Source organism: Streptomyces sp. NPDC048383 (assembly GCF_040651775.1).
Lineage (GTDB): Bacteria > Actinomycetota > Actinomycetes > Streptomycetales > Streptomycetaceae > Streptomyces.
On record NZ_JBEZKS010000008.1, the window covers coordinates 1 to 26,186 of the forward strand.

General features: G+C 72.5%; 26 protein-coding genes. 16 read left to right on the forward strand and 10 right to left on the reverse strand.

All coding sequences use genetic code 11. The features are described from left to right. The first annotated feature begins 477 nt into the window (after positions 1 to 477). The 7 genes from AB0D46_RS08070 to AB0D46_RS08100 all read left to right on the forward strand — a co-directional run bounded on the left by AB0D46_RS08070 (position 478) and on the right by AB0D46_RS08100 (position 6,908). Positions 478 to 780 (forward strand): urease subunit gamma, encoded by a 303-nt coding sequence (locus tag AB0D46_RS08070; protein WP_362876450.1) that lies wholly within the window; start codon positions 478 to 480, stop codon positions 778 to 780. A 13-nt stretch (positions 781 to 793) separates the two neighbouring features. Further along, a complete protein-coding gene (locus AB0D46_RS08075; protein ID WP_362876451.1) occupies positions 794 to 1,105 on the forward strand; it encodes an urease subunit beta in 312 nt (103 codons plus the stop codon). After that, positions 1,098 to 2,819, forward strand: coding sequence for an urease subunit alpha (locus AB0D46_RS08080; protein ID WP_362876452.1), 1,722 nt, complete (start codon positions 1,098 to 1,100; stop codon positions 2,817 to 2,819). Before AB0D46_RS08075 ends, AB0D46_RS08080 begins: the two co-directional genes overlap by 8 nt. A gap of 34 nt (positions 2,820 to 2,853) precedes the next feature. Continuing rightward, entirely contained in the window at positions 2,854 to 3,528 is a 675-nt protein-coding gene (locus AB0D46_RS08085) for an urease accessory UreF family protein (protein WP_362876453.1), read from the forward strand. Positions 3,529 to 3,549: 21 nt separating this feature from the next. Then, complete coding sequence (ureG, locus tag AB0D46_RS08090; protein ID WP_362876454.1) at positions 3,550 to 4,245, forward strand: urease accessory protein UreG; 696 nt, start codon at positions 3,550 to 3,552, stop codon at positions 4,243 to 4,245. Then, complete coding sequence (locus tag AB0D46_RS08095) at positions 4,242 to 5,048, forward strand: urease accessory protein UreD (RefSeq protein WP_362876455.1); 807 nt, start codon at positions 4,242 to 4,244, stop codon at positions 5,046 to 5,048. The genes ureG and AB0D46_RS08095 overlap by 4 nt, the downstream gene beginning before the upstream one ends. A gap of 195 nt (positions 5,049 to 5,243) precedes the next feature. Further along, on the forward strand, positions 5,244 to 6,908 hold the full coding sequence (locus tag AB0D46_RS08100) for an alpha/beta hydrolase (protein ID WP_362876456.1): 1,665 nt from the start codon (positions 5,244 to 5,246) through the stop codon (positions 6,906 to 6,908). A gap of 37 nt (positions 6,909 to 6,945) precedes the next feature. On the opposite strand, the gene AB0D46_RS08105 is transcribed toward AB0D46_RS08100, so the two are convergent. From AB0D46_RS08105 to AB0D46_RS08130, 6 genes are all read right to left on the reverse strand, one after another. Next, a complete protein-coding gene (locus tag AB0D46_RS08105) occupies positions 6,946 to 7,653 on the reverse strand; it encodes a lysophospholipid acyltransferase family protein (protein WP_362876457.1) in 708 nt (235 codons plus the stop codon). A 134-nt stretch (positions 7,654 to 7,787) separates the two neighbouring features. Continuing rightward, positions 7,788 to 7,946: a hypothetical protein gene (locus tag AB0D46_RS08110; protein ID WP_362876458.1), complete on the reverse strand. Its 159-nt coding sequence runs from the start codon at positions 7,944 to 7,946 to the stop codon at positions 7,788 to 7,790. Positions 7,947 to 7,978: 32 nt separating this feature from the next. Further along, entirely contained in the window at positions 7,979 to 8,935 is a 957-nt protein-coding gene (locus tag AB0D46_RS08115; protein ID WP_362876459.1) for a cytochrome c oxidase assembly protein, read from the reverse strand. Positions 8,936 to 9,026: 91 nt separating this feature from the next. Beyond that, positions 9,027 to 10,052, reverse strand: coding sequence for a 6-phosphofructokinase (locus tag AB0D46_RS08120; RefSeq protein WP_362876460.1), 1,026 nt, complete (start codon positions 10,050 to 10,052; stop codon positions 9,027 to 9,029). Between the two features lie 202 nt (positions 10,053 to 10,254). Then, positions 10,255 to 10,983, reverse strand: coding sequence for a glutamine amidotransferase (locus AB0D46_RS08125; protein WP_362876461.1), 729 nt, complete (start codon positions 10,981 to 10,983; stop codon positions 10,255 to 10,257). A 29-nt stretch (positions 10,984 to 11,012) separates the two neighbouring features. Further along, the gene (locus tag AB0D46_RS08130; RefSeq protein WP_362876462.1) at positions 11,013 to 12,251 is read right to left on the reverse strand and encodes a MurT ligase domain-containing protein; all 1,239 of its coding nucleotides are present in this window, start codon (positions 12,249 to 12,251) and stop codon (positions 11,013 to 11,015) included. A 123-nt stretch (positions 12,252 to 12,374) separates the two neighbouring features. Between AB0D46_RS08130 and def the strand changes: the two genes are divergently transcribed. Further along, positions 12,375 to 12,947 (forward strand): peptide deformylase, encoded by a 573-nt coding sequence (gene def / locus AB0D46_RS08135; protein WP_362876463.1) that lies wholly within the window; start codon positions 12,375 to 12,377, stop codon positions 12,945 to 12,947. A gap of 7 nt (positions 12,948 to 12,954) precedes the next feature. Here def and AB0D46_RS08140 read toward each other — a convergent pair whose 3' ends face one another. Further along, positions 12,955 to 13,599: a TetR family transcriptional regulator gene (locus tag AB0D46_RS08140; protein ID WP_362876464.1), complete on the reverse strand. Its 645-nt coding sequence runs from the start codon at positions 13,597 to 13,599 to the stop codon at positions 12,955 to 12,957. Between the two features lie 182 nt (positions 13,600 to 13,781). Between AB0D46_RS08140 and AB0D46_RS08145 the strand changes: the two genes are divergently transcribed. After that, the gene (locus AB0D46_RS08145; protein ID WP_362876465.1) at positions 13,782 to 15,008 is read left to right on the forward strand and encodes an acyl-CoA dehydrogenase family protein; all 1,227 of its coding nucleotides are present in this window, start codon (positions 13,782 to 13,784) and stop codon (positions 15,006 to 15,008) included. Between the two features lie 5 nt (positions 15,009 to 15,013). Here the strand turns inward: AB0D46_RS08145 and AB0D46_RS08150 are convergent, their stop codons facing one another. Then, on the reverse strand, positions 15,014 to 15,460 hold the full coding sequence (locus AB0D46_RS08150; protein ID WP_362876466.1) for an SRPBCC family protein: 447 nt from the start codon (positions 15,458 to 15,460) through the stop codon (positions 15,014 to 15,016). A gap of 156 nt (positions 15,461 to 15,616) precedes the next feature. On the opposite strand from AB0D46_RS08150, the gene AB0D46_RS08155 reads away from it, so the two are divergent. Next, positions 15,617 to 15,802 carry a DUF5999 family protein gene (locus AB0D46_RS08155; RefSeq protein WP_362876467.1) on the forward strand — a complete coding sequence of 62 codons (186 nt, stop codon included), beginning with the start codon at positions 15,617 to 15,619 and terminating at the stop codon, positions 15,800 to 15,802. Between the two features lie 143 nt (positions 15,803 to 15,945). Here AB0D46_RS08155 and AB0D46_RS08160 read toward each other — a convergent pair whose 3' ends face one another. Next, complete coding sequence (locus AB0D46_RS08160; RefSeq protein WP_362876468.1) at positions 15,946 to 17,970, reverse strand: NB-ARC domain-containing protein; 2,025 nt, start codon at positions 17,968 to 17,970, stop codon at positions 15,946 to 15,948. A gap of 150 nt (positions 17,971 to 18,120) precedes the next feature. Continuing rightward, on the reverse strand, positions 18,121 to 19,095 hold the full coding sequence (locus tag AB0D46_RS08165) for a fibronectin type III domain-containing protein (RefSeq protein ID WP_362876469.1): 975 nt from the start codon (positions 19,093 to 19,095) through the stop codon (positions 18,121 to 18,123). Between the two features lie 243 nt (positions 19,096 to 19,338). Between AB0D46_RS08165 and AB0D46_RS08170 the strand changes: the two genes are divergently transcribed. From AB0D46_RS08170 to AB0D46_RS08195, 6 genes are all read left to right on the forward strand, one after another. Next, the gene (locus AB0D46_RS08170; protein ID WP_362876470.1) at positions 19,339 to 20,937 is read left to right on the forward strand and encodes an ABC transporter substrate-binding protein; all 1,599 of its coding nucleotides are present in this window, start codon (positions 19,339 to 19,341) and stop codon (positions 20,935 to 20,937) included. Between the two features lie 46 nt (positions 20,938 to 20,983). Next, positions 20,984 to 21,949 carry an ABC transporter permease gene (locus tag AB0D46_RS08175; RefSeq protein WP_362876471.1) on the forward strand — a complete coding sequence of 322 codons (966 nt, stop codon included), beginning with the start codon at positions 20,984 to 20,986 and terminating at the stop codon, positions 21,947 to 21,949. Further along, positions 21,942 to 22,814 carry an ABC transporter permease gene (locus AB0D46_RS08180; RefSeq protein WP_362876472.1) on the forward strand — a complete coding sequence of 291 codons (873 nt, stop codon included), beginning with the start codon at positions 21,942 to 21,944 and terminating at the stop codon, positions 22,812 to 22,814. Before AB0D46_RS08175 ends, AB0D46_RS08180 begins: the two co-directional genes overlap by 8 nt. 89 nt (positions 22,815 to 22,903) lie before the next feature. Beyond that, positions 22,904 to 23,824, forward strand: coding sequence for an ABC transporter ATP-binding protein (locus tag AB0D46_RS08185; protein WP_362876598.1), 921 nt, complete (start codon positions 22,904 to 22,906; stop codon positions 23,822 to 23,824). Further along, positions 23,817 to 24,476: an ATP-binding cassette domain-containing protein gene (locus AB0D46_RS08190; RefSeq protein ID WP_362876473.1), complete on the forward strand. Its 660-nt coding sequence runs from the start codon at positions 23,817 to 23,819 to the stop codon at positions 24,474 to 24,476. Before AB0D46_RS08185 ends, AB0D46_RS08190 begins: the two co-directional genes overlap by 8 nt. Before the next feature lie 186 nt (positions 24,477 to 24,662). Next, on the forward strand, positions 24,663 to 26,174 hold the full coding sequence (locus AB0D46_RS08195; protein ID WP_362876599.1) for a hypothetical protein: 1,512 nt from the start codon (positions 24,663 to 24,665) through the stop codon (positions 26,172 to 26,174). The last annotated feature ends 12 nt before the right edge of the window (positions 26,175 to 26,186 follow it).

A 26,186-nucleotide genomic window follows, 5' to 3' on the forward strand; every position in this document is an offset into this window, starting at 1 on the left:
CCGCGGCCGGCCCAACCCCGGGTTCCACCCCCGCCCCCCGCCCCCCGGGCGCCCGGGGCCCGGGGGGGGCCGGGGGGGGGGCCCCCCCGGGGCCCCCCCCCCCCCCCGGGGGGGGGCCGCCCCCGCCCGCGCCGCGTCCGACGCGCCGGACCGGGTCGAGGGCTGACCCTCCCCGTGTCCCGCGCCGCCGGCCCGTATACGGAAGCCGGCCCGGGGAGCCTCCCGCGTCGAATCGGGTGCCTCACCGAAACGTGCGTTAACGCGGTGGAAAAGTGCGCGCCCTACCGTCGAACCCGTGGCGTTCCGTCAAAGATCACCCATGGTGCGGCAAAGCGACGGTGATGGGCGAGGAAAGCCTCCCCCCGCGTTGGGCAAGTCCTGCTTGGCGCGGATATGCGCAGGTCAACGAAGCGTTGAAGGCGGCTACGGTCATCCCCGGCGCGATGTTGATCATGTCCTGGAAGCTTGGTGATACGTGTGCGACTGACACCACATGAACAAGAGAGACTCCTCATCCACGTCGCTGCCGACGTGGCCGAGAAGCGGAGGGCGCGCGGCCTCCGGCTGAACCACCCCGAGGCGATCGCGCTCATCACCTCGCACCTCCTCGAAGGGGCCCGCGACGGACGGACCGTGGCCGAGCTCATGACGTCCGGCCGGACCGTCCTGCGGCGCGACGAGGTCATGGAGGGCATCCCCGAGATGATCCACGACGTCCAGGTCGAGGCGACCTTCCCGGACGGCACCAAGCTCGTCACCGTCCACGATCCGATCGTCTGAGGGGGAGTGCCGCATGATCCCGGGGGAAATCGCCTACGGGGACGGTCCGGTGCGCCTCAACGAAGGTCGGCCCGTCACCCGCATCACCGTACTCAACGCCGCCGACCGACCCGTCCAGGTCGGCTCGCACTACCACTTCGCCGAGGCCAACCCCGGCCTCGACTTCGACCGTGGGGCCGCGCACGGACTGCGCCTCAACATCGCCGCCGGCACCGCCGTCCGCTTCGAGCCGGGCATCCCGGTCGCCGTGGAACTCGTACCGATCGGCGGCCTCCGGCAGGTCCCCGGACTGCGCGGCGAGACCGGAGGGCCGCTCGATGGCTGAGCTCTCGCGCCAGGTGTACGCGCGCCTCTTCGGGCCGACGGCGGGCGACCGGATCCGGCTCGCCGACACCGACCTCTTCGTGGAGATCGAACAGGACCTCAGCGGCGGTCCCGCCCGCTCCGGCGACGAAGCCGTCTTCGGCGGCGGCAAGGTCATCCGCGAGTCCATGGGCCAGGCCCGCACCACCCGCGCCGAGGGAGCCCCCGACACGGTGATCACGGGCGTGGTCGTCCTCGACCACTGGGGCATCGTCAAGGCCGACATCGGCATCCGGGACGGCCGCATCCGCGCCCTCGGCAAGGCCGGCAACCCCGACACCATGGACGGGGTGGACCCCGCCCTGGTGATCGGCCCCGAGACCGAGATCATCGCGGGCAACGGGAGGATCGTCACCGCCGGCGCCATCGACGCGCACGTGCACTTCATCTCCCCGACCGTCATCGACGAGGCCCTCGCCTCCGGGATCACCACTCTCGTCGGCGGCGGCACCGGCCCCGCCGAGGGCTCCAAGGCCACCACGGTGACGCCCGGCCCCTGGCACCTCGCCCGGATGTTCGCCGCGCTGGAGGCCCATCCCGTCAACATCGGCCTGCTCGGCAAGGGCAACACCATGTCCCGCGAGGGCATGTACTCCCAACTGCGCGGCGGAGCACTCGGATTCAAGATCCACGAGGACTGGGGGGCCACCCCCGCCGTCATCGACGCCTGCCTGAACGTCTGCGAGGACACCGGCGCCCAGGTCGCGATCCACACCGACACCCTCAACGAGGCCGGATTCGTCGCCGACACCCTCGCCGCCATCGCCGGCCGGTCCATCCACTCGTACCACACCGAGGGCGCGGGAGGCGGGCACGCTCCCGACATCATCACCGTCGTCTCCGAGCCGAACATCCTGCCCAGCTCCACCAATCCGACCCGGCCGCACACCGTCAACACCGTGGAGGAACACCTCGACATGCTGATGGTCTGCCACCACCTCAACCCGGCCGTTCCCGAGGACCTCGCCTTCGCCGAATCGCGGATCAGACCTTCGACCATCGCCGCCGAGGACGTCCTGCACGACCTCGGAGCCATTTCCATCATCTCCTCCGACTCCCAGGCCATGGGCCGGGTCGGCGAAGTGGTCATGCGCACCTGGCAGACCGCCCACGTGATGAAGAAGCGTCGCGGGTTCCTGCCCGGCGACGGCCCCGCCGACAACCACCGGGCCCGCCGCTACGTCGCCAAGTACACGATCAACCCGGCCGTCGCCCAAGGCCTGTCCCGCGACGTCGGCTCCGTCGAACCCGGCAAGCTCGCCGACCTCGTGCTGTGGGACCCGGCCTTCTTCGGCGTCAAGCCCGATGTCGTCATCAAGGGCGGCCAGATCGCCCACGCCCAGATGGGCGACGCCAACGCCTCGATCCCCACGCCCCAGCCCGTCCTGCCCCGGCCCATGTTCGGCGGCCACGGCAGGGCGCCCGCGCTGAACTCCCTCAACTTCACCTCCCAGGTCGCCCTCGACGACGGGCTGGCCGAACGGCTGGGCCTCGGGAAGGAGTTCGCGGCGATCGAGAACACCCGCAAGGTCGGCAAGGCCGACATGCGCAACAACGACGCCATGCCGAGGGTGGAGGTCGACGCCGACACCTTCACCGTCTCCATCGACGGCGAGGTCGTGGAACCCGCGCCCGCCCGGGAACTGCCCATGGCCCAGCGTTACTTCCTCTTCTGATGGGACGACACACCACGACGCGGGAGCCCAACGGATGAGCCTCGCCGCACTGCTCGTCCTCGCGGACGGCCGCTTCCCCGCCGGAGGGCACGCGCACTCCGGCGGGGCGGAGGCGGCCTGCAAGGCCGGGCGCATCCACGACGCCGCCACCCTGGCCGCGTTCTGCCGGGGCCGGCTGCACACCGCCGGTCTCACCTCGGCCGGCCTCGCCGCCGCAGCGGCCCTCGGCCTCGACGCCGCCGCACTCGACGAGGCCGCCGACGCGCGGACCCCCTCGCCCGCGCTGCGCACCGCCGCGCGGCGTCTGGGACGGCAACTGCTGCGGGCCGCCCGCGCCACCTGGCCGCACCCCGAACTGGAGGCGCTGGCCGCGGCCTTCCCGCGCGGGGCGCACCAGCCGGTGGTGCTGGGCGTCACCGCCCGGGCCGCCGGGCTCGGACCGCTGGAGGCCGCGCACGTGGCGGCGTACGAGAGCGTCAGCGGGCCCGCCACCGCCACGGTACGGCTGCTGGGCCTGGACCCCTTCGAGGCGAGCGGGGTGCTGGCCGGGCTGGCCGGCGAGCTGGACGACGTCGCCGCGCGGGCGGCCGAAGCCGCCCTGACGGCCCGCACCGGGGGAACGGGGGCACTGCCCGCGGCATCCTCGGTCCTTCTGGACATCGCCGCCGAGGCCCATGCCGCCTGGCCCGTACGCCTCTTCGCTTCCTGACCACTTCGAAGGAGTCACCCCGTGCACCTCGACCACGAACTCACCCACAGCCACCGGCACACCCACAGCGCCGCCCCGGTGCGCGCCGACGGCAGCCGGCGGGCCCTGCGGATCGGCCTCGGCGGGCCCGTCGGCTCCGGGAAGACCGCGACCGTAGCCGCCCTCTGCCGCAGCCTGCGCACCGAACTGTCCATGGCCGTCGTCACCAACGACATCTACACGCGGGAGGACGCCGAGTTCCTGCTCCGCGAGGCCGTCCTGCCGCCCGAGCGGATCGCCGCCGTCGAGACCGGGGCCTGCCCGCACACCGCGATCCGCGACGACATCTCCGCCAACCTGGAGGCCGTCGAGGAACTGGAGGAGGCCTTCCTGCACAGCGGCCCCCTCGACCTGATCCTCGTCGAATCCGGTGGGGACAACCTCACCGCCACCTTCTCCCGGGGCCTGGTCGACGCCCAGATCTTCGTCATCGACGTGGCCGGCGGCGACGACATCCCCCGCAAGGGCGGCCCCGGCGTCACCACCGCCGATCTGCTGGTCGTCAACAAGACCGACCTCGCCCCGCACGTCGGCTCCGACCTCGGCCGGATGGCCCGCGACGCCGCCGAGCAGCGCGGCGACCTGCCCGTCACCTTCCAGTCCCTGCGCGGCCCGGAGGGCGTGGCCCCGGTGGCCGCCTGGGTCCGCGAGCGGATCGCCGCCTGGACCGTACGGTGACGCCCGCGGCCTCCGTCACCCTCGGCCCGGCGCCCCCCGCCGCCCCGCCCGCCACCGGTCTGTGGGCCACCGCCCGCATCGAGGCCGTCGCCGACGGACGCGGCGGCACCGCCCTGCCCCTGCTGGCCGGGGAGGGGCCGCTCGCCCTGCGCCGCGTCGGGGGCGGCGGCGAAGCGGAGGTGATGCTGGTCGGCGCGATGAGCGCCCCCCTCGGCGGCGACCACCTCACGGTCGAGGCGGCGGCGGGACCCGGCGCGCGCCTCGCCCTGCGCTCGGCGGCGGCCACCCTGGCCCTGCCCGGCCGCGGCGGCGAACCCGCGCGGTACGACGTACGGCTGACCCTCGCCGGGGACGCGGCCGTGCGCTGGCTCCCGGAGCAGCTGGTCTCCGTGCGCGGCAGCGACCTGCGCGTGCGCACCCGGGCCGAACTGGCGCCGGCCGCCCGGCTGGTGCTGCGGGAGGAACAGGTACTGGGTCGCAGCGGCGAGGACCCCGGTCTGCTGCGCAGCCGGCTCACCGTCACCCGGGACGGCCGGCCCCTGCTCGACCAGGACACCACCTGCGGCCCCGGCGCCCCCGGCGGCTGGGACGGTCCGGCGGGACTCGCCGGACACCGCGCGCTCGGTCAGCTCCTCGTGGTGGACCCGGCGTTCGCCGCGGCGCCGCCGCCCGCCGCGGTCCTGGGGGAGTTCGCGGCGGCCACCCCGCTCGCCGGCCCGGCCGTACTGGTGACGGCCCTGGCCCCCGACGCGCTGCGACTGCGCGAACTCCTGGACGCCGCCCTGCGCTCGTACGGGTGGTGACGGAGCCTCGATTCGGCCCACGACGCTACCCGGCACCGGTCAGCGGTACTGCCCTCTCCGGTTATCGGGTTGGCAAAGAACCGGCCCGGGCACTGTCGCCGGGTACGCGACAGGCAGCAGGATCCCCTTGCACCCCAAGATCGAGGCAGACCGACCCGCCGCCCACGGCGGCACCTACGCAAGGGGACCAACCACGTGATACGTACCGCGGCGCTGGGGAGCGCCGCCACACTCGTCACCGGCGCACTGGCCGCAGGCCTGTTGCTCGCGACGCCCGCCACGGCGGCTCCGGCCGGCCGTGACAACGGATCCGCCGAGGCGGTCGGGGTACGGATCGCCGCCGCGCGCGCCGCGCGGACCGGCATCGACTGGAAGGACTGTCCGGCCGACTGGGGCTTCGAGAAGCCGATCCAGTGCGGCTGGGTCAAGGTCCCGCTCGACTACACCAAGCCCTTCGGCAAGACCATCGACCTCGCGGTCGACCGCGCCGTCAGCACCGGGACCAAGGAGGAGCGCCAAGGCGCCCTCGTCTACAACCCGGGCGGCCCCGGCGGTTCCGGCATGCGCTTCCCGCGCCGGGTCACCACCAAGAGCCCGCTGTGGGTGAACACCTCGAAGGCCTACGACTTCGTCGGCTTCGACCCCCGCGGCGTGGGTCACTCCGCGCCGATCTCCTGCGTCGACCCGCAGGAGTTCGTCAAGGCCCCCAAGGCCGACCCGGTCCCGTCCAACGAGGCCGACAAGCGCGCCCAGCGCAAGCTCGCCGCCGAGTACGCGGACGGCTGCAAGGAGCGCAGCGGCGAGATGCTGCCGCACATGACCACCCCCAACACCGCGCGCGACCTGGACGTCATCCGGGCCGCCCTCGGTGAGCCGAAGCTGAACTTCCTCGGCGTCTCCTACGGCACCTACCTGGGCGGGGTCTACGCCACCCTGTTCCCGACCCACGTGCGCCGCATGATCGTCGACAGCGTGGTCGACCCCGACCAGGACAACATCTGGTACGAGGCCAACCTGGGCCAGGACGTCGCCTTCCAGATGCGCTGGAACGACTGGCAGGACTGGGTCGCCAAGAACGACAGCGTCTTCCACATCGGGGACACCCGCGCCAAGGTGGAGGCGAAGTACCAGGAGCTGCGCGCCACCGCCAAGGCCAACCCCATCGGCGGGGTCGTCGGCCCGGCCGAGCTGATCGGCTTCTTCCAGGGCGCCCCCTACTACGACTCCTCCTGGGTGCCCGTCGCCCAGACCTGGAGCGCGTACCTCGCGGGCGACACGCAGGCGCTGGTCGACGCGATCGCCCCGGACATGTCCGACACGGTGGGCAACGCGGCCTCGGAGAACGGCAACGCGGTCTACACCGCCGTCGAGTGCGCCGACGCCAAGTGGCCCACCAGCTGGGCCAAGTGGGACCGGGACAACACCAAGCTGCACCAGAAGTACCCGTTCCTGACCTGGTCCAACGCGTGGATGAACCTGCCCTGCGCGACCTGGAAGTCCAAGCAGAGCACCCCGATCGAGGTCGGTGCCGAGCGCGGTCTGCCGCCGGTGCTGATCGTCCAGTCCGAGCGCGACGCGGCCACCCCGTACAAGGGCGCGGTCTCGCTGCACAAGCGGCTGGCGGGCTCGCGCCTGATCACCGAGATGAACGCCGGTTCGCACGGCGTCACCAGCCTGGTGAACCCCTGCGTCAACACGCGAGTCGACACCTACCTGCTGACCGGGAAGGTCGACGCCAAGGACGTGACGTGCGCCCCGCACGCCACCCCGGTGCCGCCCGCCCCGGCCACCGCGAAGTCGGCCGACCGGCCGGCCGGCTCGGACCTGCCGGCGCGCGAGGAGCTCCCGGCCGTCCGTTGAGACCCCGGAAGCACTGACGCGAGGTGAGGGAGAAGGCTCAGCGCCCCGGGCGCCGGGCCTTCTTCCGCTTCTCCTCCTCGGCCTTCACCTCGCCCGCGTACCGGTCGACGTACTCCTGACCGGAGAGCCCGAGGATCGCGTACATGATCTCGTCGGTGACGGCGCGCAGCACCGCCCGCTCGCCCTCCATCCCGGCGTACCGGGAGAAGTCCAGCGGGGCGCCGAAGCGGATCGTGACGCGCCGGACCTTCGGGATCTTCTGGCCGGGAGGCTGGATCTCGAAGGTGCCCAGCATGGCGCAGGGCACCACCGGCACACCGGCTCCGAGCGCCATCGCCGCCACCCCGACCTTGCCCTTGTAGAGGCGTCCGTCGTGCGAGCGCGTGCCCTCGGGATAGATGCCGAGCAGCTCGTCCTTGGCCAGGACCCCCAGCCCCTCGCGCAGCGCCGCCTTGCCGGCGTCCTTGCCGGAGCGGTCCACCGGGATCTGCCCGGCACTGCGGAAGAAGGCGGCGGTCAGCCGGCCCTTGATCCCCGGCCCGGTGAAGTACTCGGCCTTCGCCAGGAAAGTGATCCTCCGCTTGAGGATCGCGGGCATGAGGAAATGGTCCGAGAAGGAGAGGTGGTTGCCCGCGATGATCGCGGCGCCCTCCGGGGGGATGTTCTCCAGTCCTTCGATCCGCGGCCGGAACAGCAGCCGCAGCAGCGGGCCGAGCAGGACGTGCTTGAGCAAGTGGTAGAACACCGGGCAGCTCCCGTCGATGCCTCAAGGTCACGTCCATCCTACGGACAGTCAGGCACGGAGCAGGAGGGGTGGGGGCAGCCCGCAGTACGGCGGGGCACGGACCCGCACCGGGCGGGCCCCGCCGAGCGGATCGGTCAGACGTGGCGCGAAGCGGCCAGTCCGAGGGTCAGGAGCCCCAGCACCACCCAGCCGAACCACAGCCAGCCGTTGCTGCCGAGGACCACGGAATAGGCGGAAACGGCCACCAGGGCGGCGAAGGTCGTGACGGCCATCGCCTTAACGGATCCTGTCATGCCCCATGGTGGCGCGGGAGGGCGCTCCCGCGCTACTGGCCGCGCCCTTGGAGCGAGGCGAGATACGAGTTGTACGCCGCGAGCTCCTGGTCGCCGTCGCGGTCCGCGGCCCGGTCGGAGCGCTTCGCGGCCCGCTGCTCCGAGTGGTACCACTGGTAGACCAGCGCGATCAGGACCAGTACGGAGGGGATCTCGCTGAAGGCCCAGGCGATGCCGCCGCCCCACTGCTGGTCGAGCAGGGGGTCGATGCCGAGGGAGGCCGGCGGGCTCGCGTACGTCTTGATCATGGGCTCACTGGCCATCATCAGGGCGATGCCGAAGAAGGCGTGGAAGGGCATGCCCGCGAACAGTTCCAGCATCCGCATCACGTAGCCGGGGCGGTGCGGGCCCGGGTCCACGCCCATGATCGGCCAGAAGAAGATCAGGCCGACCGCGAGGAAGTGCACCATCATCGCGATGTGTCCGGTACGGCTCTCCATCAGGAAGTCGAAGAGCGGGGTGAAGTACAGCCCGTAGAGGCTGGCGATGAACATCGGGATGGTGAACGCCGGGTGGGTGACGATCCGCATGTACCGGCTGTGCAGCAGCTTCAGGAGCAGCTCGCGCGGTCCCTTGCGACCGCGCCCGGCGGGCGGCAGCGCGCGCAGCGCCAGCGTGACCGGGGCGCCGAGCAGCAGCAGGATCGGCGTGATCATGCTGATCACCATGTGCTGGACCATGTGCACGCTGAACATGACCATGCCGTAGTCGTTCAGCTTGGTGCACATCATCAGGATCACGGTCAGTACACCGAGGGTGAAGGCGACCGTCCGACCGACCGGCCAGGCGTCGCCGCGCCGGCGCAGCCGCAGCACGCCCCACGCGTAGAGGGCGAGGCCGGCCAGGGAGGCGAACAGGAAGAAGGCGTCGAAGGAGAACTCCAACCCGCGCCCGAGAGTGAACGGCGGCAGGTCCATGTTCATGTCCGTGCCGTGCCCGCTGTGATCCATCTGTTCACTCCCTTGACCGTGGTGCTCCACCACAGTAATGGGGCCCCCGGAGGCGAACGCGTCCGGGGGCGCCCTCAGAAGGGGGGAAACATCACAGAACGGTCTGGGCCTCGTCGTACCGCTCGGCGGGCACCGTCTTGAGGGTCTCCACGGCCCCGGCGAGCGGAACCATCCGGATCTCGGTACCGCGCAGCGCGGTCATCATGCCGAACTCGCCGCGGTGCGCCGCCTCGACGGCGTGCCAGCCGAAACGGGTCGCGAGCACCCGGTCGTACGCGGTCGGCGTGCCGCCGCGCTGGACGTGACCCAGGATCACCGGACGGGCCTCCTTGCCGAGGCGCTCCTCCAGTTCGACGGCGAGCCGGTTGCCGATGCCGGCGAACCGCTCGTGACCGTAGATGTCCGTACCGCCCTGCTCCAGGGCCATCGAGCCCTCGGCCGGCTTGGCGCCCTCGGCGACGACGACGATCGCGAACCGCTTGCCCGCCTCGAACCGCTCGCCGACGATGGCCGTCAGCTCGTCGATGTCGAAGGGCCGCTCCGGCACCACGATGGCGTGCGCGCCGGCCGCCATGCCCGAGTGCAGCGCGATCCAGCCGGTGTGGCGCCCCATGACCTCGACGACCATCACGCGCTGGTGCGATTCGGCGGTGGTCTTCAGCCGGTCCAGGGCCTCGGTGGCGACGCCCACGGCCGTGTCGAAACCGAAGGTGACATCGGTCGAGGCGATGTCGTTGTCGATCGTCTTCGGCACGCCGACGATCGGCAGCCCGCCCTGCGACAGCAGGTGGGCGGCCTTCAGGGTGCCCTCGCCGCCGATCGGGATGATGGCGTCGAGGCCGAGGTCCTGGACGTGCCCGCGGGCCCGCTCCACACCGTCGCGCAGGTGCGCGGGCTGGACGCGGGAGGAGCCGAGGATGGTGCCGCCGCGGGCCAGGATGCCGCTGACGGCGTCCAGGTCGAGCTTGCTGTAGTCGCACTCCAGCAGGCCGCGCCAGCCGTCGTGGAAGCCGATCACCTCGTCGCCGTGGTCGACGACGGCGCGGTGCACGACGGAACGGATGACGGCATTGAGGCCGGGGCAGTCGCCTCCGGAAGTGAGCACACCAATGCGCATGGCAGGAGGAACCTTTGCAACGTGGGCCGACGACCGGACCACGTCGTCCGGTTGGAACTACCCGTCACCCTACAAGCGGATCCGCGCTGGACTGAACCATCCTCCACATGCTGGTCCGATCAATCGTACGAACGAACGCACGCCGGACCCGGGTCCCCGCGGGGGGATCCGGGCCCGGCGTGCGGTACGGCGCGGCCGCGCGTTACGCGGGCTGCGTGGCCGCCGCGATGCGCTCGGCGCGCAGCGCCTCGTACCAACGGTCGTCCATGGCCGGCAGCGCGTTCACGTCGAGGGCCAGCTTCAGCAGCAGGTCCGCGATGAGCGGGTTGCGGGCCAGCACGGGGCCGTGCATGTACGTACCGAAGACGGTGTCGTTGTACGCGCCCTCGGTGCCGTCGCCGGTGCCGTTGCCGCGGCCCATGCTCACCCGGGCGAACGGGCGGGCCGTCGGGCCGAGGTGGGTGACGCCCTGGTGGTTCTCGAAGCCCGTCAGCTGCGGCAGGCCCAGGCGCGGGTCGATGTCCCCGAGCACGTCACCGACGCACCGCTCGCCCTCGCCGCGCACGGTCACCACGTCCAGCAGGCCGAGGCCCTCCTGGCGCTGACCGACGTCGTTGACGAACTCCTGGCCGAGGATCTGGTACCCGGCGCACACCGAGAAGACGATCGCCCCGTTCGAGACGGCCCGCTCCAGGCCGCCGTCGCGCAGCAGGCGCTCCGCGGCCAGTCGCTGCGGCCGGTCCTCACCGCCGCCGATCAGGTAGATGTCGCCCGACGTGGGGATGGGCTGGTCGCTGCGCACGTCCACGCGCTGCACGTCCAGGCCGCGCTGGCGCGCCCGGCGCTCCACGACGAGGGCGTTGCCCTGGTCTCCGTACGTGCTGAGCAGGTCGGGGTAGACCCACACCAGACGCAGGCTGTTGTCGCTCATGCTCTTGTCCTCTGCGTTTCTGACGGGGGCTAGTTGCCGACGCGGCGGCGCACGTCCTGGAAGGCGGTGTAGTTCGCGATCAGCTCGATCTGTCCGGGCGGCGCCAGCTGCACGGCCTCGTCGAGGGTCTCGCACACCCGGAAGTCCAGGCCCGCGACTTCCAGGCGGACCGCCAGGTCCAGCTTGCGGTCGCCGATCACGAAGATCGGGTGACCGGCCAGGCGCGGGTAGTCGACGTCCCACAGCCAGGAGGTGTCGGTGCCGTCGGCGCCGCGCGCGTTCACCGACAGGATCACCGGGGTCGGCGGCGGGTCGATCAGCGAGAACGTCTCCAGCCAGCCCGCCGGGTTCTTCGCGAGGAGCAGCCGCAGCTCGCGCCCCATGAAGCTGACGACGTCGTAGCGGCCTGCCACCGCCTGCACCTGGTACATGCGCTCCAGCGCGACCTGCGGCGGCACGCCGAACACGGCGGCCACGGCGGCGGACTGGGCGGCGTTGGCCTTGTTGGCGCGGCCCGGCAGCTGGAGGTGGATCGGCCAGGCCGAACCGTGCGGGTCCAGCACGTGGTCGCCGGAGAGCACCCAGCTCGGGGTCGGCCGGCGGAAGCCGCACTCGGCGCAGAACCAGTCGTCGCCGGGACGCTGCATCACGCCGCCGCAGGAGGGGCACGACCAGGCGTCGTCCTTCCACTCCTGGCCCGCGGCGACCCACACCACGTTCTGCGAGGAGGAGGCCGACCACACGATCAGCGGGTCGTCACAGTTCGCGACGATGACCGCCTTCGAGCCCTCCAGGCCCTCGCGCCACTTCTCGGCGAGCATGCGGGTCTCCGCCGCGCGGTCGAGCTGGTCGCGGGAGAGGTTGAGCAGGGCGATCACCTTGGGGGTGACGTCCCGGGCCACTCCGGCCAGGTACTTCTCGTCGACCTCGATGACGCCGTACTTGGCGTCCGAGCCGCCGGCCAGGGCCGAGGTGATGCCCGCCGGCATGTTGGCGCCCAGCGCGTTGGAGACGACCGGACCGGCCGCCCGCAGGGCCTCGGCGATCAGCCGGGTCGTCGTGGTCTTGCCGTTCGTCGCGGACACGAGGACGACGTCGAGGTGCTGCGCCAGCGCGCCGAGAAGATCGGGGTCCAGCCTGAGTGCGACCTTGCCACCGATTACCGATCCGCTTCCGCGTCCCGCGGCCCGCGACACCGCCGCCGCGGCCTTGCCCGCCGTCACGGCCAGCTTGGCCCGCGGCGAAAGCGGCTCCGTGTTGCCTGCCATCGTCCCTTGTCCTCCTAGCGTCGGTCGGCCCCAGCCTATCCAGTACCTGCCGCGGCCTTGACCGCGGCGCCCCCGGGCCGCCGCGGATCTCCTCATATATTCGCCCGTCGTACCCTTACCGCCATGCGACAGCGCCCCCTTCCAGGTACCACCGGACTCGTCCGCGCCATGAGTCTGCTGGGCGATCCGGTGCTCCATTCCGCTTGCGCGGAGGTCACCGACTTCGGCCCGGAACTCGACCGGCTCATCGAGGACATGTTCGCGACGATGTACGCGGCCCAAGGTGTCGGCCTGGCCGCGAACCAGGTCGGTGTCGGGCAGCGCGTCTTCGTCTACGACTGTCCGGACGACGAGGACGTCCGCCACGTCGGGCACGTCGTCAACCCGCGGTTGGTGGCCGCCGACGGGGACGAGTACCGCGGTCCCGAGGGCTGCCTGTCGCTGCCCGGGCTGGAGGCGGGAACCGTGCGCCACGACCGCGCGGTCGTCGAGGGCGTCACCTCCGACGGGTCGCCCGTGCGCATCGAGGGCACCGGGTTCTTCGCCCGCTGCCTCCAGCACGAGTGCGACCACCTCGACGGCACGGTCTACGCGGACCGGGTCACCGGGCTGCGGGCCAGGCGGCTGCGGCGGGCGATCCGCAAGACCCCGTGGGGCGCGCGGGCGGCGTACGGCGGGGCCGACTCCACGTCCTGACGGGTCTTCAGAACCCGGGGCCGTCCGCGCGGTTGCCCGCGGTGGCGAGGCGGCCCCACAGCAGGTCGGTGAGGCCCGTGACCAGTTCCGCCCGGTCGCAGGGGCGCTCGCCGAGCCACCAGTCCCCGGCCGCGTGCATCATGCCGACGATGCCGTGCCCCCAGATCCGGGCCAGGCGTTCGCCGCCCGGGCCGAGGTCGACCCGTTCGCCGACGACCTGGGCCAGTTCCTCGCCGAGTCGGCGCAGCAGCGGGGCCGAGTGCAGACCGACGTCGAAGCCGCGCTCGGGGCTCTGCGAGTCCTCGGCCGGGTGCATCAGGAAGCGGTAGACCTGGGGGCGGGCCTCGATGGCGGAGAGGTAGGTGTCGAGCGTGGCCTCGACCCGCCGGCGCCGTTCGGCGGGGGCGTCGAGCGCGGCCCGCAGCGACTCCAGCAGGGCGTCGGTGTGCCGGACGGCGAGGGCCTGGTAGAGGCCGGCCTTGTCGCCGAAGTGTCGGTAGAGGATCGGCTTCGTGATGCCGGCCTCGGCCGCGATGGCGTTCATGGACGCCTTGGGGCCGTCCCGGAGCACGACGCGGTCGGCCGCTTCCAGCAGCTCCCGCCGCCGGCGGTCCGCCGCTCCCGGTTCGCCGGCCTGCTGAGTGGTCTGCATGACGTGTTTCTCTCCCCGCCCTTGCGATGTGCGTGACGCCCACGCAACGTAACACCCCGCACACCGTCGCGATCGAATCGGCGGCGCTTGACAGTGCTTACCGGCCGGTAACAGACTGTGGTCATTGTTCTGGTTACCGGCAGTAACTTCGCTGGTGGCCACGTGAGACAGCTGGAGGGGACATGGCGGAGTTCACCATGGAGCTCAACGACGACCAGAAGCAGGTGCGCGATTGGATCCACGGCTTCGCCGCCGACGTGATCCGCCCCGCGGCCGCCGAATGGGACGAGCGCGAAGAGACTCCGTGGCCCGTCATCCAGGAGGCGGCCAAGGTCGGCATCTACTCCCTGGACTTCTACGCCCAGCAGTTCTTCGACCCCACCGGCCTCGGCATCCCGATGGCGATGGAGGAGCTCTTCTGGGGTGACGCGGGCATCGCCCTGTCGATCGTCGGCACCGGCCTCGCGGCCATCGGCGTCGTCGCCAACGGCACCGAGGAGCAGATCGGCACCTGGATACCCCAGATGTACGGCACTCCCGACGACGTCAAGGTCGCCGCCTTCTGCTCCTCCGAGCCGGACGCCGGTTCCGACGTCGGCGCCATGCGCACCCGCGCCGTGTACGACCGGGCCACCGACGAATGGGTGCTGAACGGCACCAAGACCTGGGCGACCAACGGCGGCATCGCCAACGTGCACATCGTGGTGGCCGTCGTCGACCCCGCACTCGGCACCAAGGGGCACGCCTCCTTCATCGTCCCGCCCGGCACCCGGGGACTCTCGCAGGGGCAGAAGTTCAAGAAGCACGGCATCCGCGCCTCGCACACCGCGGAAGTGGTCCTGGAGGACTGCCGGATCCCGGGCTCCTGCCTGCTCGGCGGCAAGGACAAGCTGGACGAGCGGCTCGCGCGGGCCCGCGAGCGGGCGGCGGCGGGCGGCGAGAGGGTGAAGAACGCCGCGATGGCCACCTTCGAGGCCTCCCGGCCCGCGGTCGGCGCCATGGCCGTCGGCACGGCCCGCGCCGCGTACGAGGTGGCCCTCGACTACGCGAGGACCCGGACCCAGTTCGGCCGTCCGATCATCGACAACCAGGGCGTCGCCTTCCAGCTCGCCGACATGCGCACGCAGATCGACGCGGCCCGGCTGCTGGTGTGGCGGGCGTCCTGGATGGCGGTCGCGGGCAAGCCGTTCACCTCGGCGGAGGGCTCGATGTCCAAGCTGTTCGCGAGCGAGATGTGCAAGAAGGTCACCGCGCAGGCCGTCCAGATCCTCGGCGGCAACGGCTTCACCCGCGAGTACCCGGTGGAGCGGATGCACCGGGACAGCGCGATCTACACGATCTTCGAGGGCACCAGCGAGATCCAGCGGCTGGTGATCGCTCGGACGCTCTCCGGGATGCCGATCCGCTAGCGGCCTCAACGGCCGTCGGGGGACAGGAGACGGGTCAGCGCGCGGGTGAACAGCACGCGGCCCGCCGCGGCCGTCAGCGGGTCCAACAGGCGCGGCAGGCCCCGTACGCGCAGGTCCTCGCGCCAGTGCGCCTCCGTACCCCCCGAGGGGAGCGGGCGGACTTCGATCTCCGCCCAGCCGGTCACCGCCCGCCCGCGCTTCTCCAGTCGGACCAGTCCGGCGGCGGGCGGCGCGGGGGGCTGCCAGCGGACCACTTCCATCGGGTCGTCGAAGGTGATCCCGCCCACCCCCGTGCGCGCCGTGAACCGCGTTCCGACGTGCGTCGGAGGCGCCGTTTCGATGGTCGTCCGGGTGAGCGGAACCTGTGCGCCGTGCCGTTCCCAGTCCGTGAGCCGCCGCCAGGCCTCGGCCGGCGGGAGCGGTGTGCGGTGAATGATCCGGATAGCTGGCATGAGCGCATGGTAAGCGGGCATACACACCCTGAACTGGACCACGAATATGGGTTCCGTCCGGGGGTGGCGATCAGCAATACTCACCGCCACCGTGGATCGCGGATTCGACCGGGTGACCACCGGCCCTCCCGCCCCACTCTGCGAGGAGGTGCGCCAATGTGCTCCCACCAGCCCCCCTGCCCGACCGCCGACAGCGCCGATCACGACGCTGCCCGTACCGTGGCCTCCCACCCCGAACAGGGCTGGAACCTGCTGTGCAACGGCGTGGTGCTTTTCGATGACACCGGTGAACTGCTCCCCGAAGGCCGGACGGTGGAACCCCGTCGACCGGCCCTGGTCTGAGCGAGGAGGCAGCATGCGCCAGCAGCTGATCCGCAAGCCCGTCCCCAAACCCGCCCCCCGAGACCTGGATCTGCGTACCCCGTCGGGCAGACCCCTCCCGTACTGACGGGAGCCCCCGAGTCAGGCCGCTCACCGGCTGCCGGTCAGCCGGTGGGCGCCGCCGTGCCGCCGAGGAACGCGCTCTCGTACGCCGCGTCCCCGATCGCCGCGCGGGCCTGCCGCTCGCCCCGGTCCCGCAGGGCCGTGAGCGAGGGCGCCCCGCCCATCTGCGGCCTGCCCACCGTGCGCCACCAGGCGTGCCCGGTGCCGAGCAGTCGTGCGGCCAGTTCTCCGTCGCCCAGGGCCGCCACCGCCGCCGCGAGGACGTCCAGGCCCAGCGCGATGCCGAAGCGGTCGCCCAGCAGCCGCTTGCCCGACAGCATGGACCGTACCCAGCGGGCGGCCTCGCCGTGGTGGCCGAGTCCCAGCGCCGACACGGCCAGGATGTAATCCGCGTAGGCCCGGAGCCATCGTTCGCCGAGCTCCGCGCACGCCTCCCGCAGTTCGCGCGCCTCGTCGGCGGCCTCCTCGAAGCGCCCGAGGTCGCACAGGGCGTAGCCGGTGGCCAGCCGGCACAGCAGCCAACCCGTCCCGTCGGCGCGTCCCCCACGGCCCGCCCGCGCCCGGGGGCCGGCCAGGACGAGCGCCGCCTGCGGGTCGCCCGGCATCAGGACCGACACCGCCCGCAGGTAGGCGGCGCGCAGTTCCCGCTCCGGGTCGGCGAGCGCGTGCGCCTCCCGGGTGCAGCGCGCGCCGAGGTCCTGGGCGAGGGCCATGTCGCCCTGGAGCAGGGCCGTCAGCCCGAGCGCCCAAAGGGCCTGGACGTGACCGGGACCGCCCGGCGGTCCGCCGTCCAGGGCGCGTTCCAGGAAGTCCCGGCCCTCGTGGACGTGTCCGCACGCGAACCAGAAGAACCACAGGGCCCCGGACATCTCCAGTGCGGCGCCGGGATCCGCGCCGAGCAGGTGGTCCAGGGCCGTGCGCAGTTGTGCGTGCTCGGCGGTCACCCTGCGGTACCAGTCGACCTGGCCGGGGCCCATCCAGCCCCGTTCGGCGGCCTGGGAGAGGGCCGCGTACCAGTGGGCGTGCCGGTCCGTGACGGTCCGTACCTCGCCCAGCTCGGCCAGCCAGTCGTGGCCGAACTCGCGGATGGTGTCCAACATCCGGTAGCGGGCCCCCGCGCCACGCTCGGGGGAGCGCCGTACGACGGACTTCGCGACCAGGCCGTCCAGGACGCGCTCCACCCGGGCCGCGGCCAACGGGCCGCCTGCGCACACGGCCCGGGCGGCCGCCACGTCGAAGTCCCCGGTGAACACCGACAGTCGGGCCCACAGCAGCCGTTCCACGGGCTCGCACAGCTCGTGGCTCCAGCCGATGGCGGTGCGCATGGTCCGGTGCCGGGGCAGCAGCGCGGCGCGGGTGTCGGTGAGCAGGTCGAAGCGCGCCCCCAACCGCTGCGCCACCTGTTCCAGCGACCACCGCCGCATCCGGGCCCCGGCGAGCTCCAGAGCGAGCGGGATCCCGTCCAGCCGGCGGCACACCTCGGTGGCGATCTCGGTCCGGTCGGGGTCCTCGAAGATCTCGGCGACTCGCGCGCCGGTGGCCGTGGCGCGGGCCCGGAAGAGGGCGAGGGCGTCGCTGTCGGGTCCCTCGCAGGACAGCGGTCGTACGTCGACGACGGTCTCGCCGGGGGAGTCCAGTCGCTCCCGTGAGGTGGTCAGGACCGTCAACCCGGGCGCCGATTGGAGGAGTTCGGCCACCAGGTGGCGGACGGCGGGGACCAGGTGTTCGCAGGTGTCGAGGACGAGCAGGAGTTCCTTGTCGGCCATCCACGCGCACAGTTCCTCGTCGAGGGAGTGGGCGCAGTGGTCGGCCAGGCCGACGGCGTGGGCGACGGTGGTGGTGAGCAGTTGCGGGTCGCGCAGGGGGGAGAGCTCCACCCACCAGACCCCGTCGGGGCGGGCCTGGCCCCGGTCGGCGGCGGCCTGCAGGGCGAGGCGGGACTTGCCGACGCCGCCCACCCCGGTCAGGGTGACCAGCCTGCGATCGCCGAGCAGTGCTCCGAGTGCGGCGAGTTCACCGTCCCGGCCGACGAAGCTCGCCGTTTCCGGCGGCAGATTTCCCGGCACGGCGCCAGAGTCCGGCGCAGGGCCCCCGCCTGCGGAGTCTGCCTGATTGTCGTTGACCGAGTACTCACCGAACACGGTTGTATTGTGCGCGATCTTCTTTCGTGGCAGTGCCGTTCGGTTCGTTCGGCCGGCCGGAACGACTCGCTCGCGTCAGCCCGCGAGGACGACGCGCCGCTCCGCGGAGAAGGCGCCCCAGTTGCCGTCGGGCAGTCGGGCCCGGAGTTTCAGGGTCCAGGCGGTACCGGGCGGCTCGGTGGCCGTGAGGCGGTGCGTGGCCGGGCCGCCGGGCTTCGCGCCCGCGCCGAACTGGATGACGGTGACGGGCTGTCCGTTGACGTAGAGCTGGTACTCGGTGGTCGCCCGCCCGGTGTCGGGGGCGGTCCAGGACAGGTCGACGGCGCCGGGCGAGGCCGTCGCGGTGAACGCGGCGGGGGCGGTGCCGGGGCCCTGGGCCGGGTCGGCGGGGGTGGTCACGGAGACGGGGGGTCCGTCGGGGGAAGAGTTGTCGGCGCCGTCCCGGGCGCGGACGGTGAAGGAGTAGGCGGTGCCGGGCTGGAGCCCTTCGAGGGTGGTGGAGGTCTCGCCGGGGCCGACCGTGTGGATCCGCACGTCGCCCTGGTGGATGTCGTAGGCGGTGACGCCGGTGTCGTCGGCGGCCGCCGCCCACACGAGGCGGACCGTACGGGGGCCCAGGGCGCTGCCGGTGCCGGTGGGCGGGGCGGTGGGCGGTTGCCGGTCCTCGGCCCGGGCGGCCGGGGTGGTGGCGCGGGCGGGGGCGCTGAGGGGGGAGCGGTTGCCGGCGGCGTCGCGCGCCCGGACGGTGAAGTCGTAGGGCGTCCGCGGGGCGAGGTCGGTGATGTCGACCATGGTCTTCTCGGCGGGGAGGTCACGGACCAGCTGCCCGGCCTGGAACACCTGGTACCCGGTCACGCCGTCGGCGGGCGCCGCCGCCGCCCACATCACGTGCACGGAGGTGGCGCTGCCGGCCTGGGCGGTGAGCCCGGCGGGCGCGCGCGGGGGCTCGGTGTCGCCGCTCGCGCAGGCCGTCAACGCCGTCAGCGCCGCGAGGGCCAGACAGCGGGCGAGCGCCGCCGGACGGGGGCGCGAAGGAGCGGTGCGTCGCAAGGCCGGCCTCCGCGGTCGGGGCGTCCTCGTGGTCGCCGTAAAGGTCTAGACATATATGGCACGCGGGGCGGGTTCCGGGCAACCCCCGGGTGGCCGGAATCCGCTTGTGGGGCACGGGATTTGCCCGGAACGAGCGGGTCGGGGCCGTGTGGCGTGCGCCGGTCGATTCGGTCCCCCCGGCCCTCATCTGGCACTATTGCCATTTCTTTGCAATAACGGATGATCGCGAACAAGGATGTGCGCATGACGGCCCGGACAGCACGGGGAGCGGCCGCGGTGACGCTGACCGCCGTACTCATCACGGGCGTGGCGGCCTGTTCGAACCCGACGGGTGGCGCGGCGTCCGCCTCGGCGGCCGACTCCGCGGTGGTCGGCATCGCGACCGAACCGGACACCCTCAGCCCGCTCCTGGGCTACGGCAAGGACGGCAACTCCAAGGTCTTCGACGGGCTGCTCGCCCACGACGTCGACATGAAGCTGACGCCCGCGCTGGCCGAGGCGCTGCCCGAGGTCTCCGCCGACGGCCGCACGTACACGTACAAGCTGCGCCAGGGCGTGAAGTTCAGCGACGGGGCGCCCTTCGGCGCCAAGGACGTGGTCTTCACCTACCGGACCATCCTCGACCCGGCCACGAACAACCCGTCGAGGACCGAGCTGGACGCCGTCGAGAGCGTCACCGCGCAGGGCGAGGACCGGGTCGTCTTCACCCTGAAGTACCCCTACGCGGCGTTCGCCGAGCGGACCGTCCTGCCCGTCGTCCCCGAGCACGTGGCGGGCAAGCAGGACGTCAACAGCGGCGACTTCGGCACCAAGCCCGTCGGCACCGGCCCGTACCTGCTCGCCGGCTGGTCCCGGGGCGAGAAGATCACCTTCAAGGCCAACCCCTCCTACTGGGGCGGCGAGCCCGCGGTGAAGAAGTTCACCATGGCCGTCATCAAGGACGACGACGTCCGCGCCACCCGGCTGCGCTCCGGCGAGCTCGACGCGGCCGTGCTGCCCCCCAACCTCGCCCGCGGCTTCGAGAAGGACCCGGTACGCACCACGTACGCGGCCAAGTCCTTCGACTACCGCAACGTGACCCTCCCGACGCACCACAAGGTCACCGGTGACGTGGCGGTCCGGCAGGCGCTGGACATCGCCGTCGACCGGAAGACCATGGTCGACAAGCTCCTGGAGGGCGCCGGCAAGGCCGCCTACGGGCCGGTCCCGGTCGGCAGCCCCTGGTTCACCGCCGGCACCGAGCGCCCGTACGACCCGGACAGGGCGAAGAGGATCCTCGACGACGCCGGCTGGAAGGCGGGCGAGGACGGCATCCGCGTCAAGGACGGCGTCCGCGCCGCCTTCCCGCTCTGGTACCCCTCCGGCGACAAGCTCCGCCAGGACCACGCCCTCGCCTTCGCCTCCGACGCCAAGAAGGCCGGCATCGAGGTCAGGACCGAGGCCGGGACCTGGGAGGTCATCGAGCCCCGCATGAAGACCGACGCCGTCCTCGCCGGCGGCGGCTCCCCGGCCGACCCGGACTTCGACCAGTACCTGCTGCTGACCTCCTCCCTCGGCGGCGACGGCTTCAACAACATGGCCCGGTACGAGAACCCGACCGTCGACCAGGCGCTCGTCGACGGTCGCCGCAGCGGCGACCCGGCCGTCCGCAAGAACGCCTACGACACCGTGCAGCGCGAACTCGTGAAGAACCCGGGCTACGTGTTCCTCACCCACATCGACCACCTGTACGTGATGAACGACAAGTGGGACGGACCCACCACCCAGGTCGAGCCGCACGACCACGGTCTCGGCACCGGCCCCTGGTGGAACGTGGAGACCTGGAAGCCGAAGCAGAAGTGAGCCGACCCACGTGACCAGCCGCTCCCACCGCCTCCCCTGGGGGCCGATGGCGCGCATGACCGGGCGGCGGCTGCTGTTCGCCGGCCCGGTCCTGCTCGTCGTCACCTTCGGGGTCTTCGCCGTCGCCGCGATGTCCCCCTTCGACCCGGTCAAGGCGTACGCCGGCACCGCCGGCCTCACCGCCTCGCAGGCCGAACTCGACCAACTGCGGATCAACCTCGGCGTCGACCGGCCGATGCCGGTCCGCTGGTGGGAGTGGCTCACCTCCGCCCTCACCGGGGACCTCGGCACCTCCTCCGTCATGCGTCGCCCCGTCATGGACGTGATCGTCGAGCGGGTGGGCTGGTCCGCGCTGCTCGCCGGCTGCGCCTTCGCCGTGGCCGTGCTGCTCGGCACCGGGCTCGGCGTGCTCGCCGCACGCCGCCAAGGGAGCCTCCTCGACCGCGCCGTGTCCGCCCTCGCGTACACGCTGGAGGCGGCCCCCGCGTTCTGGCTGGGGCTGCTGGCCATCTGGTTCTTCGCCGTACGCCTGGGCGTCCTGCCCTCCGGGGGCCTCACGGACGCGGCCGACGACACGATCACCTTCGGGCAGGTCGCCTCCCACCTGGTGCTGCCCGCCCTGGTGCTCGGCATCTCCCAGCTGCCCTGGTTCTTCCTCTACGTCCGCCAGGGCGTGGCCGACGCGCTGGAGGAGGACCCCGTCCGCGGCGCCCGGGCCCGGGGCATCGCCGAACGCCGGATCCTGCTGGGTCACGGGCTGCGCTCCGGCATGCTCCCGATGCTCACGCTGATCGGCTCGCGCGTCCCCGAACTGATCACCGGAGCCCTCCTGGTGGAGACCGTGTTCAGCTGGCCCGGCATCGCCGCCGCCACCGTCCAGGCCGCCACGTCCGTCGACTTCCCGCTGCTGGCAGCGCTGACCGTACTGGCCACGGCCGCCGTCCTCGTCGGGAACCTGCTGTCCGACCTGCTCTACGGACTGGCCGACCCGAGAGTGGGCTTCGATGGCTGACCCGGCGATCACCTGGACGTCCCGCGGCGCGGCCCGTCGCTCCACCCGGACGCTGCGCGTGCGCGTCTGCGCCGCCGTCGTCGCCGTCATCGTCCTGGCCGTCCTGCTCGTGCCCCCGCTGGCGCAGTTGGACCAGCAGGCCGTCGACCTCACGGCGAAGCTGCTGCCGCCGTCCTGGGAACACCCCTTCGGCACCGACGACGTCGGCCGGGACCTGCTCCTGCGCTGCGTCTACGGACTGCGGGTCTCCCTGCTCGTCGGCCTGGTGGCGGCCCTGGTCGCCACCGTCATCGGCACCGCCGTCGGGGCGGCGGCCGGGGCGCTGGGCGGCTGGACCGACCGCCTCGTCATGCGGGCCGTGGACACCCTCTCGTCCATCCCGCACCTGCTGCTCGGCATCTTCATCGTGGCCATGTTCCGGCCCGGGGTGTGGCCCGTCGTGGTCTCGGTGGCCCTGACCCACTGGCTGTCCACGGCCCGGATCGTGCGCGCCGAGGTCCTGTCGCTGCGCGGCCGTCCCTACGTGGACGCCGCCGTCTCCGGCGGGGCCTCGCGCCTGCGGGTCGCCGTACGGCACCTGGTGCCCGGCGTGCTCCCGCAGGCCGGGCTCGCCGCGGTCCTGATGGTCCCGCACGCCATGTGGCACGAGTCCGCCCTCTCCTTCCTCGGCCTCGGCCTGCCGTCCCACCAGGCCAGCCTCGGCAACCTGGTTCAGACGGCGCGCGGCTCGCTGCTCGCCGGGGACTGGTGGCCCACGCTCTTCCCCGGCCTGCTGCTGATCGTCCCGACGCTCGCCATCGCGGGCCTCGCGGGCGCCTGGCGCGACCGGCTGAACCCCCGACGCCGCTCGGAGCTGACCCTGTGACCACGCCCGTGCCCGCCGCGGCCGTCCCCGTCGAAGGACCCCCCGCCGGAACCGTCCTCGACGTGGACCGGCTCTCGGTCCGCTTCCGGATGCGCGGCGACCGATACGTCGAGGCCGTCACCGGCGCCACCTTCCGGCTCGGCCCCGGCGAATGCCTCGCCCTCGTCGGCGAGAGCGGCTGCGGCAAGTCCGTCCTCGCCTCCGCGCTCCTCGGCCTGCTCCCCGGCAACGCCGAGACCGCCGGCTCCGCCCGGCTCGCCGACGGCCTCGACCTGCTCGCCGCCGACGAGGCGACCCTCGCCCGCACCGTACGGGGCCGCCGGATCGGGCTGGTCCCGCAGAGCCCGGCCGCCCACCTCACCCCCGTCCGCACCATCCGGTCCCACCTGGAGGAGACCGTCCGGGAACTCACCGGCGAGGGAGCGCGCGACCGGCGAGCGAAGGGCCCGCGCGGGGCCCGACTGCGCGCCGCGGCCGAGGAGGCCGCCGCGCGCGCCCAGTTCCCCGCGAGCCACCTCGACCGCCACCCGCACGAACTCTCCGGCGGCCTCGCCCAGCGCGCCGCCACCGCCCTCGCCCTCGTCGGCGACGCCCCCCTGCTCCTCGCCGACGAGCCGACCACCGGCCTCGACCGGGACCTCGTCCACCGCACCGTCGACGAACTGCGGGCCCACACCCGGGACGCCGACCGCGCGCTGCTGATGATCACCCACGACCTCGCCGCCGCCCAGCGGATCGCCGACACCGTCGCCGTCATGTACGCGGGACGGATCGTGGAGACGGCCCCCGCCGAAGCCTTCTTCGGAGCGCCCGGGCCCCGCCACCCCTACGCCCGCGGACTGCTCGACGCCCTGCCCGAGCGGGCCTTCACCCCCATCCCCGGCGCCCCGCCCGAACTCGGTGACCTGCCGCCCGGCTGCGCCTTCGCCGCCCGCTGCGCCCTGGCCGACGCCCGCTGCCGCACCGACCGACCCCCGCTCACCGAAGGGGTGGCCTGCCACCATGCTTGAGCTCACCGGGATCACCGCCGGATACGACCGGCGCAGCCCCGTCGTGCGGGACGCGAACCTGACCCTGCGCCCCGGGGAGGCCCTCGGCCTGCTGGGGCCGAGCGGCTGCGGCAAGTCCACCCTGGCCCGGGTCGCCGCCCTGCTGCACCGGCCCGACCGCGGGAGCGTCGCCCTCGACGGCCGCACCGTGACGGGCTTCCGTCACCGGGCCCCGCGCTCCCTGCGCACCGAGGTCGGCGTCGTCTTCCAGCAGCCCAGGCTGTCCGCCGATCCCCGCCTTCGGCTGCGCGACCTCGTCGCCGAACCGCTGCGCGCCACGGGTCGGCGCGAGGAGGCGAGGGACCGGGTCGCCGAACTCGCCGACCGGGTCGCCCTAGGTGCCGACCTGCTCGACCGGCGCCCCCACGAGGTCAGTGACGGTCAGTTGCAACGTGCCTGCGTGGCCAGGGCGTTGATCCTGCGACCGCGCTGGTTGGTGTGCGACGAGATGACCGCGATGCTGGACGCCTCCACCACCGCCGCGCTGGTCGCGGTCGTCGAGGAGTACCGCGCCGAAACGGGCGCCGGACTCCTCGCGGTGGGCCACGATCCGGTCCTCCTCGGCCGCTGGTGCGACCGTACGACGCACTGGAGCGACGTCACGGCTCCTTGATCGACTGTTGCGCCTTCGTGAATCATCCGGCTCTTCCATGGACTCCTCGGGCAGTGCGATCTAGCGTCTGGCGGCGGCGCGATGTCAGACGCAATGTCAACAAAACTGAAGACGAAGGAGGATGCCCGGATGTTCCGAAGAGCGCTGAACTGCGCCGTGGTCCCCGCCCTCGCCGTCCTGACGGTGATGTACGGGATCGGGCCGGCCCAGGCCGAGGAGATCCCCAAGGCGCCCGGCCACCGCCTGGTCAGCCAGTACGAGGGCGGCCCCGCCACCGCCGCCCCGCTGCCCGGGGAGGCCCCGCCGCAACACCCGTACCTCGCGCCCAACGGCCGCAGCGGCATGCACTCCGACGCCGCCGGCAGCGCCACGTCCCCGTGGTCCGGCCCCCTCGGCCGCAACCCGCAGGTCACCAGCGAGAAGATCGCCGCCCTCGGCGGCGAGTGCGCCACCGCCACCTTCGACACGGGCGGCCGCCTGGTCACCGTCTGCGGTACCTTCTCCGGCTTCAAGGTCAAGCTCCTGGAGCCCCGTACGCTCGCCACGCTCGCGGAGTACCAGCTCCCGCAACGTTCTTCGACCGTCGAGGCGATCACCTCGCTCGACTTCGCGAAGATCTTCAAGGACACCTCGGGCGGCGCCTACTTCTACCTGGACAACCAGGACCGGGCCGTGCTGGCCGACTCCCGCCAGCACGTCCTGCGCCTTTCGCATTCCCAGAACCCCGACGGGAGCTGGAAGTTCACCGTCGACGACGACTGGGACCTCACCGGCCACGTCCCGCACGACTGCGTCAGCTGGACCAACCTTCGACCCAGCGGCACCTGCGACCCCATCACCTCCGTGATGCCCGACTGGAACGGCCGCATCTGGTGGGTCACCCGCCAGGGCCGCGTCGGCACCGTGGACCCGGCGACCTCGCGGATCCGCTCGCTGCGGTTGCCCGGCGAGGAGATCCAGAACTCCTTCTCGGTCGCCGAGGACGGGGTCTCCATCGTCACCGACCACGCCCTGTACAGCTTCCGCGCCACCGCCGACGGCGCCCCCGAGGTGCGGTGGCGCCAGACGTACGACCGCGGCACCGGGACCAAGCCCGGCTCCGTGAACCAGGGTTCGGGCACCACCCCGGACCTCTTCGGCAACGGCTACGTCGCCATCACCGACAACGCCGACGACCGGATGAACGTCCTGGTCTACCGGCGCGGCACCGACGTGCCCGCCGACCGGCGCCTCGTCTGCAAGGTGCCCGTGTTCGGCCCGGGCGCCTCGACGACCGACAACTCCCTCATCACCTGGGGCAACAGCATCGTCGTCGAGAACAACTACGGCTACGAGAACCCCACCTCGCTGTTGCTGGGCAAGTCCGTGGTCGGCGGCGTCAGTCGCATCGACGTACGGGCCGACGGCAGCGGCTGCGACACGATCTGGGAGAGCGCGATCCGCGCTCCCTCCGTGGTCCCCAAGCTCTCCACCGCCAACGGGCTCCTCTACTTCTACGAGAAGGAGCCCAACTTCTGGGGGATCGACGCCTGGTACCTCACCGCGGTGGACTTCCGCACCGGTGAGCGCCGGTGGCGCCAACTGACCGGCACCGGACCGCTGTACGACAACAACTGGGCGCCGATCACCCTCGGCCCCGACGGCACCGCGTACGTCGGCGTGTTCAACGGCATCGTCGCCGTCCGCGACGGCGGCTGACCGACCGCCGAA